Below are 18,852 nucleotides of genomic sequence, written 5' to 3' on the forward strand. Positions count from 1 at the left end.
GGATCGACGTAGGGGTGGGCAGAGCCGGGCGCGCTCACCGCGCCGTACCCGGCGGTGCGAGCCGGTCCGCGGCGAAGTGGCAGGCCGCGCCGTGCACACGCCCCGCGGAGCCGGGAGAGGGATCGAGAGTCAGGCACTCGGCCCGGTCGGGCCGTACCAACGGCCCTACGGGGCATCGCGGATGGAAGCGGCACCCCGCCGGCACGTGGTGCGGATCCGGCGGCTCGACCTCCGTGACGGCACCCTCGCCCTGCCCCGTGTCGGCCCACGCGGACCCGTCCCGCTGCGGTGCGGCGGCCAGCAGCTCACGGGTGTAGGGGTGCTGCGGATCGGCCAGTACGTCGTGAGCGGGACCGCACTCGACGATGCGGCCCAGATACATCACCGCGACGACGTCACTGACGTAGCGGACCACAGCGAGGTTGTGCGAGATGAACAGCATGCCCAGGCGCATCCGCCGCTGAAGGTCGCGCACCAGGTTCAGCACGGTGCCCTGGACCGACACGTCCAGCGCAGAGGTGATCTCGTCGGCGACGACCACCGAGGGCCGTCCCGCCAGCGCCCGTGCCAGCGCCACCCGCTGGCGCTGCCCGCCGGACAGCTCCGCCGGCCGGGAAAGGGCGTGCCCCGCGTCGAGGCCCACCAGTTCGAACAGCCGGGCAACCTCCGCGCGGCGCCCCGCGCCGTCGGACGGGCCGGTGCGCGGAATGGCCTCGGCCACCGAGTCACCGACCCGCATCCGCGGGTCCAGCGAGGCGTAGGGGTCCTGGAAGACCATCTGCAGCGGCCGGTGCCCCCCGCCCCTCGCACGGTGGACGACGTCCTGCCCGCCGAGCAGCACCCGGCCGGAGGCGAGGGGAGCGAGGCCGACCGCCGCACGGGCCAGGGTCGACTTCCCGGAACCCGACTCCCCGACCAGGCCGACGACCTGCCCCGGGGGCACGGTCAGACTCACTCCGTCGACGGCCCTGAGTGCCCTGCGCCCGGTGCCGTAGCGCACGGTGACGTTCTCGAACCGCAGCTCGCTCACGGTCGTTCTCCCGCTTCCGTGGTGGGGTCGGACAGGTGCTCGTCGGGCCGGACCGTGGCACCGGTGTGCGGATACCAGCAGGCGATCCGGTGCCCCGGCTCGCTCACCCGGAGTCGCGGGTCGTCCGTATGGCACCGGTCCCGCGCGGCGGGGCAACGGGGCGCGAAGGCGCACCCGGACGGCACCTGGCCCGGTGTGACGGGCCGCCCCGGGATGACGGGGAGCGGCCGGTCGAGGTCGCTCTCCATGTGGGGCACGGTGGCGATGAGCGCGCGCGTGTAGGGGTGCCGGGCGGCGGTGAGCAGCCGGTCGGAGGGCAGCTCCTCCACGACGCGGCCCGCGTACATCACCAGGACCCGCTCGCAGGTCTGCGCCACCACGTTGATGTCATGGCTGATCAGCAGGAGGGCCACGCCGTCCGCGGTACGCACCCGCTCCAGCAGGCGCAGGACCTGTCGCTGGACCGTGACGTCCAGCGCGGTCGTCGGTTCGTCGGCGATGATCAGCGCCGGGCGGCCCATCAGGCCGAGCGCGATCATCGCGCGCTGGCGCATGCCGCCGGAGAACTCGTGCGGGTACTGCGCCGCGCGCCGTTCCGCCGCCGGGATGCGCACCTCGCGCAGTCGTTCCACCGCCCGTGCCCACGCTCCGCGCCGGTTCATCCCCAGGTGCTGTTCCGCCACTTCGGAGAGCTGCCGGCCGATGCGCATGGTGGGGTTGAAGGAGGTCATGGGGTCCTGGAAGACCATGGCCAGCGACGTGCCGAGCAGCTGCCGGGTGGCCGCCGTCTCCTTCTCCCCGTCGAGCAGGGACGTCCCGAGAAACTCCAGACGGTCGGCGTCCACCGTGCCCGGGTGTTCGACCAGCCGGCTCACGGCGAGCGCGGTGAGGCTCTTGCCCGACCCGGATTCCCCCACGACGCCCACCGACTCCCCCCGGCCGACCGAGAGGCCGACACCGCGCACCGGGGTCACCGGACCGTGCGGGCCGGGGAAGCTCACCCGCAGCCCTTCCACCGACAGCACCGGCTCCGTGCCGGGCGCGGCAGCCGCTTCCGGCTCGACCGGTGCCTTCCCGGCAGCGGCTTTCCCGACGGGGGACGGCAGGCGGATGCCGCGCGCGGTGGGGATGCCGACGGCCTTGGCGACGGCCTCGCCCGTGAGGTTGAAGGCCAGCCCGGCGATCACCACGGCGGCACCGGGCGCCAGGGCCGCGGCGGGATGGGTGTAGATGCCGGTGAGGCCCTCGCCGAGCAGCCGCCCCCAGTCGTACGACGGTGCCTGGACGCCCAGGCCGAGGAACGACAGCCCGGAGAAGGCCAGCAGCGCGCTCCCGGCGCCGATGGTGGCGTTGACGATCAGCGGTTCGGCGATGTTCGGCAGGACGTGGCGGGTGAGCACACGCAGCCTGCCGACCCCGGCGACCCGGGCCGCGCAGACGAAGTCCCGCTCGCTGACCGACGCCACCAGCGTCTGGGTGAGCCGGGCGAAGCCGGGTGCCGTCGCGAAGCCGATGGCGAGCACCGCGCCCTGGGTGCCGACACCGAACACCACGGCGAAGAACAGGGCCAGCAGCAGCCCGGGAAAGGCCACGGCGATGTTCACCACCGCCGTCACCGCCCTCCCGGCCCGGCGTCCCAGCAGGGCCGGTGCCACGCCGAGCACCAGGCCGGTCACCACACCGAGCACCGTCGCCAGCAGCGCCAGGGCGACCGACAGCCTGGTGGCGACCAGGACCCGGAAGAAGACGTCCCGGCCGAGGTTGTCGGTGCCCATCCAGTGATGGCCCGAGGGCCCTTGCAGCAGCCGGCCGGTGTCGATGGCGGCGGCCCGGCCGGACCACAGCAGCGGCCCGAACGCCGCAAGCAGCAGCACGGCCAGCAGCAGCACGGCCGCGCAGCAGCCGAGCGGGGAGCGCAGTACGCCGAACCACTGGCCGCCGCCCGCCGGACCGCCGCCCCGCGGCCCGCTCCGGGATCCGTCCTCGCGGGTTCGGGGTTCCTTCTCGCCCGCCGCGCGGGTCCGGTGTTCCACCGCCATCGGTCAGCTCTCCCGGATCGCGGAACGGGGATCGAGCAGGGCCAGCACGACATCGACCGCGATGTTCACCAGCAGCACCCCCGTGCCGTAGACGAGGACGACGCCCTGCACCACGGGGTAGTCCTTGGTGAGGATCGACCGGACGATGGTGCTGCCCAGGCCCGGCCAGGCGAAGACGTTCTCCACCAGCACCGTGCCGGCCACCAGGCCGCTCAGCAGCAGCCCGCCGATGGTGAGTCCCGCGGTCACGGCGTTGGGCAGGGCATGGCGCAGATGGATGCGCCGGGCCGGCAGGCGTTTGGCGCGTGCGGTGCGTATGTAGTCCGTGTGCAGCACCGACAGCATTTCGATCCGCACGATCCGGGCGAGCACCGCCGCCGGCCCGGCGGCCAGGGAGACCACCGGCAGTACGTAGGAGTCGATTCCGGCCTGGCCCGCGACGGGGAACCAGCCCAACCGCACGCCGAACACCCAGACGAGACCCACGGCGAGCAGGAACTCGGGGATCGTGGCGATCAGGACGCCGGCGGAGGTGAAGGTCAGTTCGGTGCGGTGCCGGCGGCCGCCGCGGGTCAGGACCGCCATCGCCGCGCCCAGCGGCACGGACAGCAGCACCGCCAGCAGGAAGGAGGCCACGGCGAGCGCGACGGTGGCCGGCAGCCGGTCACCGATCGTCTGCGTCACGGGCAGACCACTGGTCACCGATACGCCGAGGTCACCCCCGGCCAGGTCCCGCAGGAAGCGCAGGTACTGGGCCGGCAGGGAGTCGTTCAGTCCCAGTTGCTCCCGCCGCTGGTCCACCACCTGCTGCGACGCGGTCAGTCCGAGCGCGGCGCGCACCGGGTCGCCCGGGATGAGGTGGATCATCAGGAACGCGGCCGTCACCAGGACCCACACCGACACCACCAGCCGGCCGAGGCGGCGTACCGTGAAACGCGTCCAGGGGTGCTCCAGCAGGCCGATGGCCGGGCCCGGCACGGTGGGGGGACGTGGGGTACCGGGCCCGGACAGGAGCCGGCCGGCCGTCTGCGCTTTCATGTGTGCGGGTGCCTCCGGGTCACGGGGCTGGTCATCCGACCATGCGGATCGATGTCGGGACGATGGAGCCGTCGGCGAGTTCGAAGGTCGCGCGGTTGCCGAACACCGGGGTCACCAGGTCGGCGAAGGGCACCACGTCGGCCTGCTGGAACAGCGCCTTCTCGGCGGCGGCCCACTCGTCGCACCCCTTCGCGCCGGGGAGCGCCGAGGCGGCCTTGACGTGGGCCTCGTACGCGGCGTTGTCGACGGAGCCGAAGTTGTTGCCGTCCGGCGGGGTGGGGCCCGAGAGGAAGGGCACGGCCTGGGTGGGCAGGGTGACCGTCAGCGGCAGGAACAGCGCGTCCCAGGAGCCCTCGCCGGAGATGACCTGGTCGAACTGGGCGTCGGCCGCACCCCGCAGGGACACCTTCACACCCACCTGCTGCCAGGAGGAACGCAGCAGTTCCGCGGCGTTCTGCATCGGAATGCCGCGGCTGGTCGGGTAGTAGAAGGTCAGGGAGAGCCGCTTGCCGTCCTTCTGCCGTACTCCGTCGGCACCCGGCTTCCAGCCCGCTGCGTCGAGAGCCCGCTCCGCGGCGGCCCGGTCGTGGTCCGGCAGGTTTCCCTCGACGGTGTCCGCGGTGCAGGGACCCTGCCCCTTGGCGACCAGCCCGGTGAGCGGCTCGCCACCGCCATTGGTGACCACCGTGCGCAGTTGCTTCAGGTCGAGGGCCTGGGTGAGCGCGCGCCGCACCCCGGCATCCGCGGTCGGAGCGCCGCGTCGCTGGTTGAACCACAGCTCACCCAGCGGCGCGTGCATCGAGCGCTGGAAGTCGAGCCGCTCCGCCACCCGTTTCCTGTCCTGCCCGGTGATCACGGCCGCGTTGACCTGGTTGACGAGGAGCAGGTTGGCGGCGGTGGCCTCGTTGGGTACGACCTGTAGCACCACCGTGTCCGGAAGGCCCTTCGCGTCCTTCGTCCCGCCTCCGGGTCCCCAGGCGTAGTCCTTGCGCCGGGTGAAGGAGTAGTGGTCGTCGGCGACGGCCTCGGTGAGGGTGAACATTCCGGTGCCCGAGCCGCCCTGCTTGAGGATCGAGCGGTCCTTCATGCCCTCGCGGCACACGATGGGCAGGCCACCCACGTTCCGGCCGAGGAACGCGTCGGGGACGGGTGAGGTCACGGTAACGGTTCCGGCCGAGTCGTCGGCCTTCGCCTTCGCGCCGGGCGGCACGTACAGTCCGATGGCGCTCGACCCGTTCTTCGGGTCCGACACGTAGTTGATGTTGTCGGCGACATCGGTCGCGGTGAGCGGGGTGCCGTCGGAGCAGGTGATCCCCTTGCGCAAGGTGTAACTCGCGGTCGTGGCCGTACTCTTCCACGTGCCGGCCAGCGCCGGGACCTCCTTGCCGGAGGCATCCACGGCCACCAGCGAGTCGTAGAGGAACGCGCCGACCTGGTGGGCGACGGACAGCGCGGTCGCGTGCGGGTCGAGGGTACCGGGATCGGCGGAGATGGCGAGGGTGAACGTCCCCCCCTCGACGGGCTTGCCGGACGTGCTCGTGCCGCCGGATCCGCTGCACGCGGTCAGGGCGATGGTCAGCGCTCCGGCCATCGCGATGGTCGTCGGCCCTGCGTATTTCATGGTGCCTCCCGAGAAGGCTCGTCATGGGCCGGGGCGGACCACCGGCCCGGGTGGTCAGTCGGACGTGCGGCGGTCGGCCCGGCCCGTGTGCAGGAACTGCGCGGGACCACCGGGAGCGCCGCCGACGAAGGCGTACGGCTGGTGGAATCCGTTCTCCGGCTCCGCGGCGATGAGCGTGTCGCCGTCGAAGGCGACCAGCTCGAACGTGGTCGTCTCCATGCCCATCTCGGCCGCGAGCCCCTTGGGGACACACCTGACCCAGACCCGGCGTGCGTCATCCTGGGTGACGGTGTTGTCGAACAGACGCGAGCTGTAGGTACCGGTGTAGCGGCCGGCGTCGACGGGCCGGGGATCGGCGGGCGGCACCGGCATCGGCGGAAGCTCCGTGCCGGCCAGCTCCCGCAGCACATGTCCGACGACCTCGCGGTAAAGGCCGAGGGCGTCGCCTCCGTTGGTCAGCAGGGTGACGGCGAGGTCGTGTTCGGGCACCATCCGCAGGAAGGAGGCCTGGCCGATGGTGGTGCCGTCGTGCCCGATCACCGGAGTGCCCGCGCCGTCGAAGATCTCCCAGCCCAGCCCCCAGGCATCGCCCATCACCCCGAGCCGGGGAAGTTCCACCTCCCGCTCCCGCATGGCCTTCGCCGTGGTGTCCCGCAGAACGACCGTGCCGTCGGCCGCCGTGCCGCCGTCGAGGTGCATCCGGGCGAAGGCCAGCAGGTCCCGCGGACGCATCGCGAGCATCGAGCCCGCGGGGGCGTTCGAGGGGGCGAGCGCCCACACCGGAGCGGGCACGAGAGCGTCCTCGGGTGACGGCCGGACATGCCCGACCGCCGTCCGGCGCAGGATCGCCTCCTCCGGCCCGTGCGCGGCGTGGGTGAGGCCCAGCGGGGACAACAGGTGGTCGCGCAGACAGGCGGCGAACGGCTTGCCACGCACCACCTCGACCAGCCGGCCCAGCACGCAATAGCCGGCGTTGTTGTAGGAGAACAATGCCCCCGGGGAGAAGAGTTGGGGCACGTCGACCAGGGTGGCGACGTACTTCTCCACGCAGTCGTCGTCCCTGCCGGTGTCGGTGAAGATGTCACCCTCGAACCCGGCGGTGTGGTTGAGCAGCTGACGCACGGTGACCTCGGCCGAGGCGGACTCGTCGGCGACCCGGAACTCCGGCAGCCGCACCCGCACCGGCTCGTCCAGCTCCACCAGACCCTCGTCGGCGAGCTGCATCACCAGGGTCGCCGTCCACACCTTCGTGATGGAACCGATCTGGAACAAGGTGTCGGTATTGACCTCCACCCCCGTCGACAGGTTCAGAACCCCCGTGCCGTGGTCCGCGACCTCTCCGCCCAGGTCCACGGCGACCGCCGCGCCCGGAACGCCGTACCGGTCGAGGAGGACGGGCAGCCGCTCCTCCCACCAGCCGTGAATCTCGTTGAGTTTCGACATGCCGTGAACGTAGGGGCCCGTACGCGGCACGGATTCGTGCCGGAACACGAAGCCCGGGCCGCGACTCCGTGCTTCCGCACGAAGTCAGCGGCCCCAGACCTGTGCAGTTCGCACGGGTCGCGGGCCGGCACGCAGCCCTGGTGTGTCCTGACATCTGTGGGGCGGGCTGCCGGCTCTGGACGCGGTCCGGACCGGAGCCCGTGCCACATGCCTCCGCGGTAACGAGGACACGGCCGTGTCTCCTCAGTGCGCCACTCGCGGCTCCGGGTGTGAGCAGTTGCGGTACAGAAAGTGCCGCTGAGATTGATCATGGTCCGGCCGGCGTCGGGTGAGCGGATCATCCGGCCGCCGCCGGATGCGGACTCGGCGGGAGGATGTCGTCGGCGTCCTGGAGGCCGGCGGCGTCCGCGCGGGCCGCCGCGACGGCTTCGGGGGACGCCTGCTTCTTCTCGTGCTCGGCAAGTGCCCGGTAGATGCTCGCGACGCTGGGAGCCTGGCCCGTGCCGGTGGGGATGATCAGGTCGGGCTGGATCCACGGACCGGAAGGGCGCTTCGCGGTCGCCGGGCCGTCACGTTTGATCTTGCTCGGCCAAGGGACCGTCTGTGCGCATCAAGGTGGGTGCCCGTGCGGCTTCGCCGGCCCTGCCGTCGCGCTCACCCCCTGCAGAGTCAGCGAACCTTAATAAGAGCCTCATTTGCCTATAAGTTATAGGTTCGTGCATGCTAGTCATAGGCATGCTGAGAGTAGGTGATGGTTGTGGTTCGGGCAGGACCGAGCCCGGAGCGGCTGACGCTCGCTGGTGCGGAACTCGCCGATGAGGCCGGTTTCGACCGGGTGGCCCTGTCCGCGCTCGCCCGGCGTTTCGACGTGAAGCCGGCGAGCCTGTACGCGCATGGGAAGAACTCCCACGACCTCAAGACCCGGATCGCGCTGTTCGCGCTGGAGGAACCCGCCGACCGGGTCGCCGACGCCGTGGCCGGGCGCGCGGGCAAGGATGCCCTGACGGCTTTCGCGAACGCCTACCGGGACTACGCCCGCGCACCCGGGCCGGTACGAAGCAGCGCGGTACCGGCTCGACCCGCAGACCGCCGCGGCCGGCGCCGGCGTCCGGCGCGCGCAGATGACTCGGGCAATCCTGCGCGGCTACGACCTGGCTGAGCCTGACCAGACGCACGCGGTCCGCATGCTGGGCAGCTTCTTCCACGGCTACGCCCCTTGGAGGCAGCCGGCGGCTTCGACCACACCGGCATCGCCGCGCAGCTGTCCTGGGCCTGGACCCTGGACTGCCTCGACACCGCATTGCCGCGACCGGTCCGCCCCCTGACCGGTCGCGGCACCCGCGACGGCTTCTCCATACCGACCCGACACCTCACCCCAGAACGAGAAGGCTTGAGGCAATGAGCAGCGAACAGATCACCACCCCCATCACCGTCGACTTCCTGCACGGACACCTCGACGTGGAAGAGACTGCCCACGGCCTGCTGCCCCACCGGCTGCCTGCCTGGGCGCGCCGCCAGATCCCCGACGACCTGCTGGCCGTGGCCGAGGCTCAGCCCTCCGGTGTCCGGCTGGCCTTCCGTACGAGCGCCACCGCCGTCCGCCTGGACACCCTGCCGACCAAACGCGTCTACCGGGGCTTCCCGCCCCCGCCGGACGGCGTCTACGACCTCCTGGTCGACGGCCGCCTCACCGCCCAGGCCACCGTGGAGGGCGGAAACCTGCGCACCGTCACCGACATGCAGACCCAGACCGCGGAATTCACCCCAGGCCCTGCCGGCACCGCCCACTTCACCGGCCTCCCCGCCGGCGAGAAGGACATCGAGATCTGGCTCCCGCACGCGGAGATCACCGAGGTCATCGCCCTGCGCACCGACGCCCCCGTCGAGCCGGCCCCGAAGACCGGGCGCCGGGTGTGGCTGCATCACGGCAGCTCCATCAGCCACGGATCCAACGCCGTCTCCCCCAGCACCATCTGGCCCGCGCTGGCCGCCTCCGCAGGCGATGTGGAGCTGATCAACCTCGGATTCGGCGGCAGCGCGCTGGTCGACCCGTTCACCGCCCGCGCGATGCGCGACACCCGCGCGGACCTGATCAGCCTCAAGCTCGGCATCAACGTCGTCAACAGCGACGCCATGCGCCTGCGCGCCTTCGCCCCCGCCATCCACGGCTTCCTCGACACCATCCGCGAGGGCCACCCCACGACCCCTTTGCTCCTGGTCTCCCCTGTCCTGTGTCCGACCCACGAGAACACCCCCGGACCTCTCATGCCGGACCTCTCCAATGGAGCCCTGAAGTTCAAGGCCACCGGTGATCCGGCCGAGACCGCCGCCGGACGGCTGACGCTCACGATCGTCCGCGACGTCCTGGCCGACCTCGTCAAGCAGCGGTCCGCCGAGGACCCCAACCTCCACTACCTCGACGGACTCGACCTCTACGGCGAGAACGATCACGACGAGTTCCCCCTGCCGGACGCGATCCACCCCAGCCCCGAAGGACACCGCCGCATCGGCGAGAACTTCGCCAAGCTCGTCTTCGCAGACAACGGGCCCTTCGCCATCACAACTGGCTGAAGGATCAACCCGACACCCTGGCACCGCTCGTAAGCTGCCGTCCACAGGCTCATCAACAAAGCGGGACGGCATGACGGGCAGCAGTTCTGCGATCAGACCGGACGACCGCCGGGCCGGCACCCCCGTTGTGGTTGAGGCGCTGCGCATCACCGGTCGCAATCGGCGCCCCGTGTCCGGCTCCGCCGTCCTGGCCGGCGGGGCGGCGCTGCTTGTCGGAGGGGTAATCGTCGCAGGTGCCTTCGCCGCATCATGAGGCCTCTTCCAGGAAGCCAGAAGCGACGCCGAGCTCGCCATCGAAAACGAGGAGTCCTGCGTCGCGTAAGCCGACCCAGGACGGAAGGCACTTCCCACCGTCCCCCGGGGAGAGGTGATCGCCGACGTACTTCGCGTTCGGCCTGGTGGCGGTGAAGTCACGGCCGATCAGGTCCGAAGCCTTCGCCGCGGTCGGGTCCGCGATCGCGGTGCGGTGCCGGCGACGCGGCCGCACGCCCGCCGGGTTGATGCTCCGCATCACGCGCGCGATGCGCTCGTGGTTGACCCGCTCACCGTTCTCCCGGAGTTCGGCGGTGATCCTCGGGACACCGTGGGTGCCGTCCGATTCGCGATGCACGGCCCGTATGCGGGTGGTGAGGCGGGCGTCGGCCGCCCGCCGGGCAACCCGGTCCGCGCCGTCCGCGCCCGTCACCGGCTCCGCCCACGGGCGGGCGGTGCCCAGCCACCTCTCCACGCGTTCCGACGGTGCACCGCGCGCCAGAGTCTTCTGGCGGAGCCGGTTCCGAAACAGGGGTGATCTCGGTCCTCATGAGGACGCTGTGGGCCAGGTGTGCAGGAGGATGTCCAGGGCGTTGAGGATCTCGGTCCAGCTCTCCTGCGCGTCGGGGGAGCTGTGGCTGAAGCCTCCCGCGCCCTCCAGACCGACGAATCCGCTGAACACGCTGCCCAGCAGTCGCACGGCGTGTGTCTGGTGCGGTTCGGCCAGGTCGTATCCGCGCAGGATCGCCCGCGACATCTGGGCGTGCCGCACACCGGCGCTGGAGGCGGCCGCCTCCGGGCTGAGCCGGAACCGGGTGGCGGCGAAGCGGCCCGGGTGCTCGAGGGCGTAGTCGCGGTAGGCGTTCGCGAACGCGGTCAGCGCGTCCTTGCCGGCCCGGCCGGCCACCGCGGCGGACACCAGGTCGGCCAGCTCCTCCAGGGCGAGCAGCGCGATCCTGGTCTTCAGGTCGTGGGCGTTCTTCACATGCGAGTACAGGCTCGCGGTCCTGACGCCGAAGCGTCGGGCCAGCTCCGAGGGAGTGGTCTGCTCGAATCCGATCTCGTCGGCCATCTCGGCCCCTGCCTTGACCAGGCGTTCCGTGGTCAGTCCTGCGCGCGCCACACCCGTCCTCCACATCGCTCACCGAGCCAGCCTTGGAACATTATGGACTTGCCTAAATTGTTTAGGCAAATTACCGTCATTTTTATGAAACCTCTGACGGAACCAGAGATCCGCAACGCCTTCGTGAACTGCACCAAGGGAGAGGCCAAGCGTCTGTACGTGCCCCGCGAGCTGAGCGGGGAGCCATGGAGCGACCTGGACTTCCTGGGCTGGCGGGACCCTCGCGCCCCCGACCGGGCCTACCTCGTGGCGGAGCTGAACGGCCCCCCGGTGGGCATCCAGCTGCGCTCCTCCGGCGCCGGTTCGTGGCAGACCCGGCGCAGCATGTGCTCGGTGTGCGTGACCACGCACACCGGAGGTGTCTCCCTGATGGTGGCACCGAAGGCCGGGAAGGCCGGCCAGCAGGGCAACTCGGTCGGCACCTACATCTGCAGCGACCTGGCCTGTTCCCTGTACGTGCGCGGGAAGAAGGACGCGGGCATGGGCGGACGCCTCCATGAGTCCCTCACCCCGCAGGAGAAGGTCCAGCGGACCGTGGCCAACCTCGCCGCGTTCATCGCCGAGGTGGTCGCGTGAGCCGGACTCCGAGCGACCGCCCTCAGGACGTGGCCCGCACCGACACCCCGACAAGGAGCACCGACATGACGAACAGCACGGAGCCGACGAGCCAGCGGACGAAAATGACCCTGCACGTCTACACGGTGAACCAGGACTGCGCCGTCGTTGAGGACCGCGGCACGATCGACGTTCCCGACGTCCGGGAGCCGCTGTCACTGATGGAGTACCTGTACCCGCCCTGTGCCTGCCCGCGCTGCCGGGCCGGCGAGGCGGCCGCCTCCTGACATCCCAAGGGTCCGACAGCCGTGGCCCGGCCGGGCTGCCCCGATACGACCCGACCGACCGGCACCCCGGTCTCGTGCACATGTCGTTCCACCAAGGCGAACGAGAACCTGGTGGACGTCGCTCAGCACGCCGTCGACACGACGCCGAAGGGATCCGGCGTGCCCCGCCTGGTGGTCGCGTCCGAGGTTTACCGCCAGTGGGCGGTTGACCATCCAGAACGCTTCCCACTCGCCCACGGTGGCGCCGCTGCGGCACTACGCGGACCGGTGGACGGTTCCTCCACCCCAGGTCTCGCCGCGCGTGCATCTCCGCACCACGCTGCCGCTCACCGGGACCTGTGGCACCGACCTTCGTGGTGGACGTACCTGTTCTTGAGGCGACACCGGGTATCAGGCCGGCGTGAACGCGGCCGAGCTGCTGTCCGGTGATCCGCAACGCCCCGCACCGCGGCGGGCACGCGGCTCGGCCGAGCCCTCGCCGGTCGGGGTCGTGGCGCGGTTCGGCCCGGGCGACTGGCACCGGCGCGGGCACGACCATCGCCGGGCACACCCTGCGGGACGTGGGGACGGATCTCTGCGTGCGGGTGGGCGGCACGAGCACCGACGAGGCCGAGCCGCTCGCCGACGGTCCGGAGAACCCCTGACGCGACCTGCGTTTCTGCTCCCAACCCGTGCTCGCCGAGGTCCGCTGACCCCACGGCCACCGGGACCCGCCCCTGCGCCGCGCCGCAGATCGTGATGAGGGTGGGCGAACTTCCCGACCCGGGGTGTGCTCGGCGGCGACAGATGTCATCGCCGTCCGTCGCAGCGTCAAGCCAAGTCGTCGAACTGTGCGAGGAGCGTGTCGGCGGTGATGTCGGCCGTGCCGCCGGCCCCCTCGGCATGCGGCGCCAGTTCGGCCCAGATGACTTTGCCGCCCGGCGTGTAGCGGGTGCCCCAGCGTTGTGCGTAGTGGGCCACCAGGAACAGTCCCCGGCCGCCCTCGTCGGTGGTCGCGGCTCTGCGCACCTGTGGGGATGTGCTTCCGGCGTCGGACACCTCGCAGGTCAGGGTCGCGTCGTACAGCAGACGCACTCCGATCGGCTCGGTCCCGTACCGGATCGCGTTCGTGAGCAGTTCGCTGAGGATCAACTCCAGGGTGAAGGCCGTTTCCTCCAGGCCCCACTCCCGTAGTCGCCGAGCGCACTGCCGGCGCACACCCGCCACCGCCCGCGGGTCCGACGGCACGTCCCACTCCGCCACCTTCGACGGATCGAGCAACCGGGTGCCCGCCACCAACAGCGCGATGTCGTCGGACGGGTGCTCCGGCAGCAACGCGTCGAGGACCATGTGGCACATCTCCTCGGGAGTACGGTCCGACGCACCACGCAACGCTTCGTGCAGCAGCGCGAGTCCGCTGTCGATGTCCCGTTTCCTGTCCTCGATCAGCCCGTCGGTGTACAGCACCAGCTTCGAGCCCTCGACCAGGCGCAGTTCCGCTGTCTCGAAGGGGACGCCGTTGAGGCCCAGTGGAGGGGAGACGGGCACCTGCGGACTGTCGACGGATCCGTCCGGCAGCACCACCACCGGCGCCGGGTGCCCGGCCCGGGCCACCGTGCACGTCCCGGTCACCGAGTCGTAGACCGCGTACAGACACGTCGCCCCCGTCACGCCGGTGCTCTCGCCGTCGCCCGTCTCCTCGTCGGTCCTCGTGTCGGCGTCGATGCGAATCACCAGGTCGTCCAGGTAGGCCAGCAGCTCGTCCGGCGGCAGGTCGAGCGCGGAAAGATTGTGCACGGCGGTCCGCAGCCGACCCATCGTCGCCGCAGCGTGCAGGCCGTGGCCGACGACATCGCCGACCACCAGCGCCACCCGGCTGCCGGGCAGCGGGATGACGTCGAACCAGTCCCCGCCCACCCCCGCCTCCGCGGGCAGGTACCGCCATGCCGCCTCCAGGGCGTTCTGTTCCGGGACCCCCCTCGGCAGCAGGCTCCGCTGCAGTGCGACGGCCATCGCGTGCTCACGCGTGAACCGGCGGGCGTTGTCGAGGGCGACCGCCGCCCGTGCCGCCAGTTCCTCGGCGAAGGCCAGGTCGTCCTCCTCGAAGGCAGGTCGGCCCTCCGTGCGCCAGAAGTGCACCATGCCCAGCACCGCGCCCCGCGCCCGCAGGGGCACCGTCACCAGCGACCGCAGACCGTACTCCGGCATCGCCCGCACCTGGTCCCAGTCCTGGTTCTGGTCCTGCTCCGGGTTCTGGTCCTGCTCCGTAGGCGGCGGACCGGCCACGTCGCGCGGGGCCGTCTCCGCGACGGCCCGGCCCGACTCCAGTGCCCGGGCCGGTGCGGTCCCGGGTACGACCGTGATCAGCTTTCCCACCGGGGGGAGCCCCGTTGCCCCGGCTGCGCCGCACACCGCCGTGCGACGCAGCGGTCCCCATGCCTCGGATGTCGGTTCCTGCCCCCGAGGCACCGCCTCCAGCAGGTCCACGGCCGCGATGTCGGCGAACCGCGGCACCGCCACCTCGGACAGTTCCTCCGCCGTGCGGGTTACATCCAGTGTCGTCCCGATCCGCATGCCGGCGTCGTACAGCAGCGTCAACCGGGCCCGGGCGACCTCGGCCCGTCCCGTGACCGCGGCCAGTTCGGTGGTGTCCCGGAGGGTCGTCACGCTGCCGGGCTGCCCGCCACGGGGGGACGTGATCCGTTTGTTCACCGCCAGCAGCCGGTCACCCGCCAGCCGCACCTCGTCCGTGACCGGCTCACCCGACGCAAGCACTCCGTCCATGCCCTCGTCGAGTCCGAGCGAGCCGATCGGACGGCCCTCCACCTCCGCCGGCAGGCCCAGCAGCCGCCGGGCCTCGTCGTTGGCCAGCACCAGCCGTCCGTCGGACCCTGTGATGAGCACGCCTTCCCGTACCGCGTGCAGCACCGCGTCATGGTGGTCGTACATCCGCGCCATCTCCACCGGGCCCAGGCCGTGCGTCTGGCGGCGCAGCCGGCGCGCCACGAGTGCCGTCCCGGTCGTGGACACGGTGAACGCGACGGCGCCGGTGATGAGGATGATCGGCAGCTGGTTCGCGGCCATACTGGTCACGTTACGGACCTTGAGCCCGGAGGACACCAGGCCGATCACCGAGCCGTCGGGTCCGGTCACCGGCACCACCGCCTGGACGACGCGGCCCGACGGAGTGTCGAGCGTCTCGACGAAGACCTCGCCGCGCAACGACGGCTCGATGTTTCCGACGAACTTCTTGCCGATCCGGTCAGGGATCGGGTTGGTGTAACGGATGCCGTTCGTGTCCATGACGGTGATGAAGTCGACACCGCTCCTCTTCCGGACCGTCTCGGCCCGCGGCTGGAGTTCCGCCGTCGGATCCGGGGAGTCCAGCGCAGCCTCCATGCCCGGAGCGTTGGCGAACGCCTCGGCCACGGCCACCGACTGCCGTCTGGCCTCCCTGGTGCTGTCCCGGTGAGCCTGCAGGATCAGCGCCGTCACCGCGGCCACGACCAGCAGCACCACGATCACGACCTGGAGGAGGAACACCTGACCGGCGGCGCTGTGCGGACTCAGCAGGGCGCGCCGACCCGTACCGGAAGCGGAGCCGGGCGGCGCGTGCCGGATTCGGCGGAAGTGTGCCTTCATGATCACCCCTCGCCCGGCTCACGCGTCGGGAAGTGCCCCCACGCGTTTACACCAGAGGCTTTTCACCCGCATTCTAAGGGTTGGTGAAATATTTACCCTTTTACGTTTCCACTCAGCCGGACGACTCGGCCGGGGCCTCTCCTGGGTGCGGGCGGCACAGGGAGACGGGGCGGCCGGGGCATCGGCTGCTGAGCAGACCGGGTTGCCGGTCTTGTCGGGACGCGGCGGATGTGGTGCCCTCGTCGCTATCAGCTCGAAAGGCGCCGGCTCCATGAACGCACACGCCCACGGTGGCCTGGTCAGGGTTCTGCACCATCTCGGGGCCACCCTGCTCGAGGTGGTCCACGGCGGGGCACGCGACACCGCGGCCATCGGCGGCGTGGTCATCCACGACCCCGTGGACGACTCCGCGCCGCCGCCGCACGCCTTGGTGCTGGGCGTCGGCCTGCGCGATCCGGACGAGGTCGCCCGGCTGCTCGGTGAGCTGGGGCGCCGGCAAACCGTCGCCCTGGTGGTGCGAGCCCCGGTACCGGTGGACGCGAGGGTGGCGGCGGCGGTCGAGACGTCGGGCGTCGGGCTCCTCGGACTGACCCGCGGGGCGTCCTGGGTGCAGGTGGCCGCCATGCTGCGCGCGGTCCTCGCCGAGGGCGACATCGGCGGGGACGGTCCCGAGACCCTGGGCAGTACCCTGTCCGGTGACCTGTTCGCGCTCGCCAACTCGATCGCCGCGCTGATCGACGCGCCGGTGACGATCGAGGACCGCCACTCACGGGTGCTGGCCTTCTCGGGCCAGCAGGACAGGGCCGACGCCTCCCGAGCCGAGACGATTCTCGGCCGTCAGGTCCCCGAGCGGCTATGGCGTCAGCTCACCACCCGCGGCCTTTTCCGCGACCTCTACCGCAGTGACGGGCTGGTCCACATCCCACCGCTGCCGGACGGGATGGACGGCACCACCGTGCCGCGCGTCGCGGTCGCCGTCCGGGCAGGCGATGAGGTGGTCGGCTCGATCTGGGCCGCCGTGCGCGAGCCCCTCAGCCCGGGGCGGTCACAGGCGCTGCGCGACTCGGCCAAGATCGTCGCCCTCCACATGCTCCGACTGCGGGCCGGGGCCGACGTCGAACGCAGGCTGCGTGCCGATCTGGTCAGTACCGCCCTCGAGGGAGGGGCCGGTGCCCGAGAGGCGCTGAACAGGCTGGGCCTGTCCGGCGGACCCGTCGTGGTACTGGCCCTCGCGCTGTGCGACGACACCGGCGAGAAGCCGGTGACCGGGGCGGAGGCGGAGCTCGCGACCGAGCGGGCGCGCCTGGCCGACGCCTTCGCGATGCACCTGGCGGCCGTGCACCCGCACTGCGCCGCCGCCCTGCTCGGCGACACCGCCTACGGGCTGGTCCCCGCCCAGCAGGACGGCGGGACCGGTGAGGAGCGTGCGGCGCGGATCGCCGCCGACTTCCTCGACCGGGTGGTGACGCGCACCGCAGCGGTGATCGGTGTGGGTCCGACGGGTGCGGACGCCGTCGGCCTCGCGCACGCGCGCTCGGGCGCCGACCGGGCGCTGCGGGTGCTCCGTGCCCGGGCGTCCGAGCGCCGGGTGGCCCGGCTCGCCGACGTACAGGTCGAAGCCCTGCTCTGCGACCTGCGCGACCTCGTGGCCGCTCGGGGCGACGAGCCCGGCGGTCTGATCGCGAGGCTGGCCGCCTACGACGAGCGGCGCCGTGCGAATCTCGTCGAAACGCTGCGCGCATGGCTCGACGCCTTCGGCGACATCACCGCGGCCGCGGCCGCGGTACACGTCCACCCCAACACCTTCCGCTACCGTCTGCGCCGTCTCACCGAGGTCGGCGGCATCGACCTGGACGACCCCGAGGCGCGCTTCGCCGCCATGCTCCAGCTCCGTCTGCTCCCCCTGCCGCGCACCTCGCCATGAGCACCGGCAGGTCACCGCTGGGCCCAGCGGGGCCCCGCTGGGCCGCCGACGGCGTCCGGCGGGCAGCCGAGCCGCCCCCGGGTCGCCACCAGCAGGACGACGGCCACCACCACCGAGCTGACCAGGAACGCGTGGTCGGTGTACCGGAACGACAGTGACGGGAACATGTCGGACCAGGCGACGGAGAAGAAGTTGTTGACGCTGGTGTGCAGCACCATGGCCAGCAGCAGGCTCTGACCGGTGTGGTTGAAAACCCAGGTCATGACGAAGCTGAACGCCACGGTGATGGCGAGGAACTCCACCGGCTTGTCCCAGGAGACGTCCGGCCAGCCGCCCCACTCACTCAGGAAGAGCGGCAGGTGCCACACGCCCCACAGCGGGCCGAGGACGAGGGTGCCGCGCAGGGGGCCGAACTTGTGCTGCAGGCGCGGCATGGCGAAGTCGCGCCAGCCGGGCTCCTCGGCGAGGCCCGTGGTCAGTATCTGCAGGATCAGACCCGGTACGTACGCGGCCAGCAGAACCGCACTCGGCATGCCCGGAAGCTGACCGGACAGCAGGACGGTGGTGAGGGTGAGCACCGCGGGCACCGCGATCGCGATGCCCACGTACCAGCTCCAGCCGACCCGCCACTTGGTCATCCGCCCGATCCAGGCCCGCAGGCCGGGGCGGCCGTCGGCGACAACGGTCACCACCAGGGCCGACAGCACCGGCCCGAGGTAGGCACCGGGAATGACTCCCAGGAGCTGGCTGGTGCCGAGCACCGAGGGAAATGCGAAGTGCAGCACGCCCAGGCCGTTCTCGGACAGGATGTACGGCGTCCAGGCCACCCAGCTCAGCAGGAACGCGAGGGCGAAGAACCAGGTCAGCGGGAAGCGCCGGACATGTCCACGTACTCCGGCAGGCGTCGGCGGGCCATGGTGTGCGGGTGGGACGGCCGTTCCGACGTATGCCTGGTTGCTCATCGCCGTGTCCTTTCGAGGTGCTGGATGCGATGCCCTCAGCACATCAGCGGGCAGTGCGGATTTCACTGCGCTGGGCACCCCGAAAGCCGGTACAGCCTGCTGTACCGGTCACCGGCAGCGGGCCCTCCTCCATGTGATGGTCCGTCACCAACGTGCCACACTGATTCGCTCTGGAGAGAAGACGGGGCGTGACCAGGGATCCCGGAGCCCTCTCATGGATCACAGAGCGGGAACGGCGCTCACGGCCTCGTCCTCGGTGAGCTTCGGCCGGCGCGCGCCGGCCCGGCCGCGGGGGGGGGGGGGGGGGGGGGGGGGGGGGGGGGGGGGGGGGGGGGGGGGGGGTTGCCCCCCCCCCCCCCCCCCCTAGTGGGGGGGGGGGGAGAGGG

14 protein-coding genes and 1 pseudogene are annotated in these 18,852 nt (G+C 71.5%); 6 read left to right on the forward strand and 9 right to left on the reverse strand.

The features are described 5' to 3' along the window. Window positions 1-34: 34 nt before the first annotated feature. From ACZ44S_RS23265 to ACZ44S_RS23285, 5 genes are read right to left on the reverse strand one after another with little or no spacing between them, the layout of a single operon-like run. The gene (locus ACZ44S_RS23265; protein ID WP_466932006.1) at window positions 35-1,030 is read right to left on the reverse strand and encodes an ABC transporter ATP-binding protein; all 996 of its coding nucleotides are present in this window, start codon (window positions 1,028-1,030) and stop codon (window positions 35-37) included. Beyond that, window positions 1,027-3,069 (reverse strand): dipeptide/oligopeptide/nickel ABC transporter permease/ATP-binding protein, encoded by a 2,043-nt coding sequence (locus ACZ44S_RS23270; protein WP_466932008.1) that lies wholly within the window; start codon window positions 3,067-3,069, stop codon window positions 1,027-1,029. Before ACZ44S_RS23270 ends, ACZ44S_RS23265 begins: the two co-directional genes overlap by 4 nt. Before the next feature lie 3 nt (window positions 3,070-3,072). After that, window positions 3,073-4,107: an ABC transporter permease gene (locus tag ACZ44S_RS23275; protein WP_466932010.1), complete on the reverse strand. Its 1,035-nt coding sequence runs from the start codon at window positions 4,105-4,107 to the stop codon at window positions 3,073-3,075. Window positions 4,108-4,138: 31 nt separating this feature from the next. Continuing rightward, window positions 4,139-5,728 (reverse strand): ABC transporter substrate-binding protein, encoded by a 1,590-nt coding sequence (locus ACZ44S_RS23280; RefSeq protein ID WP_466932012.1) that lies wholly within the window; start codon window positions 5,726-5,728, stop codon window positions 4,139-4,141. A 54-nt stretch (window positions 5,729-5,782) separates the two neighbouring features. Next, window positions 5,783-7,171 carry a serine hydrolase domain-containing protein gene (locus tag ACZ44S_RS23285; protein WP_466932014.1) on the reverse strand — a complete coding sequence of 463 codons (1,389 nt, stop codon included), beginning with the start codon at window positions 7,169-7,171 and terminating at the stop codon, window positions 5,783-5,785. 757 nt (window positions 7,172-7,928) lie between these two features. Between ACZ44S_RS23285 and ACZ44S_RS23290 the strand changes: the two are divergent. Both ACZ44S_RS23290 and ACZ44S_RS23295 read left to right on the forward strand, forming a co-directional pair. Continuing rightward, window positions 7,929-8,573 (forward strand): annotated as a pseudogene (locus ACZ44S_RS23290) (TetR/AcrR family transcriptional regulator). Then, on the forward strand, window positions 8,570-9,742 hold the full coding sequence (locus ACZ44S_RS23295) for a GDSL-type esterase/lipase family protein (RefSeq protein ID WP_466932016.1): 1,173 nt from the start codon (window positions 8,570-8,572) through the stop codon (window positions 9,740-9,742). Before ACZ44S_RS23290 ends, ACZ44S_RS23295 begins: the two are co-directional and overlap by 4 nt. 247 nt (window positions 9,743-9,989) lie before the next feature. On the opposite strand, the gene ACZ44S_RS23300 is transcribed toward ACZ44S_RS23295, so the two are convergent. Continuing rightward, entirely contained in the window at window positions 9,990-10,469 is a 480-nt protein-coding gene (locus ACZ44S_RS23300) for an IS3 family transposase (RefSeq protein WP_466932018.1), read from the reverse strand. A gap of 72 nt (window positions 10,470-10,541) precedes the next feature. Then, a complete protein-coding gene (locus ACZ44S_RS23305) occupies window positions 10,542-11,117 on the reverse strand; it encodes a TetR/AcrR family transcriptional regulator (RefSeq protein ID WP_466932020.1) in 576 nt (191 codons plus the stop codon). Between the two features lie 84 nt (window positions 11,118-11,201). Between ACZ44S_RS23305 and ACZ44S_RS23310 the strand changes: the two genes are divergently transcribed. From ACZ44S_RS23310 to ACZ44S_RS23320, 3 genes are all read left to right on the forward strand, one after another. Continuing rightward, complete coding sequence (locus ACZ44S_RS23310) at window positions 11,202-11,693, forward strand: FBP domain-containing protein (RefSeq protein ID WP_466932022.1); 492 nt, start codon at window positions 11,202-11,204, stop codon at window positions 11,691-11,693. A gap of 65 nt (window positions 11,694-11,758) precedes the next feature. After that, window positions 11,759-11,959 (forward strand): hypothetical protein, encoded by a 201-nt coding sequence (locus tag ACZ44S_RS23315; protein WP_466932023.1) that lies wholly within the window; start codon window positions 11,759-11,761, stop codon window positions 11,957-11,959. Window positions 11,960-12,384: 425 nt separating this feature from the next. Then, window positions 12,385-12,603: a hypothetical protein gene (locus ACZ44S_RS23320; RefSeq protein ID WP_466932025.1), complete on the forward strand. Its 219-nt coding sequence runs from the start codon at window positions 12,385-12,387 to the stop codon at window positions 12,601-12,603. Between the two features lie 166 nt (window positions 12,604-12,769). Here the strand turns inward: ACZ44S_RS23320 and ACZ44S_RS23325 are convergent, their stop codons facing one another. Continuing rightward, complete coding sequence (locus ACZ44S_RS23325; RefSeq protein WP_466932027.1) at window positions 12,770-15,580, reverse strand: SpoIIE family protein phosphatase; 2,811 nt, start codon at window positions 15,578-15,580, stop codon at window positions 12,770-12,772. A 271-nt stretch (window positions 15,581-15,851) separates the two neighbouring features. Between ACZ44S_RS23325 and ACZ44S_RS23330 the strand changes: the two genes are divergently transcribed. After that, a complete protein-coding gene (locus ACZ44S_RS23330; RefSeq protein ID WP_466932029.1) occupies window positions 15,852-17,504 on the forward strand; it encodes a PucR family transcriptional regulator in 1,653 nt (550 codons plus the stop codon). An 11-nt stretch (window positions 17,505-17,515) separates the two neighbouring features. Here the strand turns inward: ACZ44S_RS23330 and ACZ44S_RS23335 are convergent, their stop codons facing one another. After that, window positions 17,516-18,466, reverse strand: a complete 951-nt coding sequence (locus tag ACZ44S_RS23335) for a CPBP family intramembrane glutamic endopeptidase (protein WP_466932031.1) — start codon at window positions 18,464-18,466, stop codon at window positions 17,516-17,518. Window positions 18,467-18,852: the final 386 nt, after the last annotated feature.

Source organism: Streptomyces malachitofuscus, from assembly GCF_055571035.1.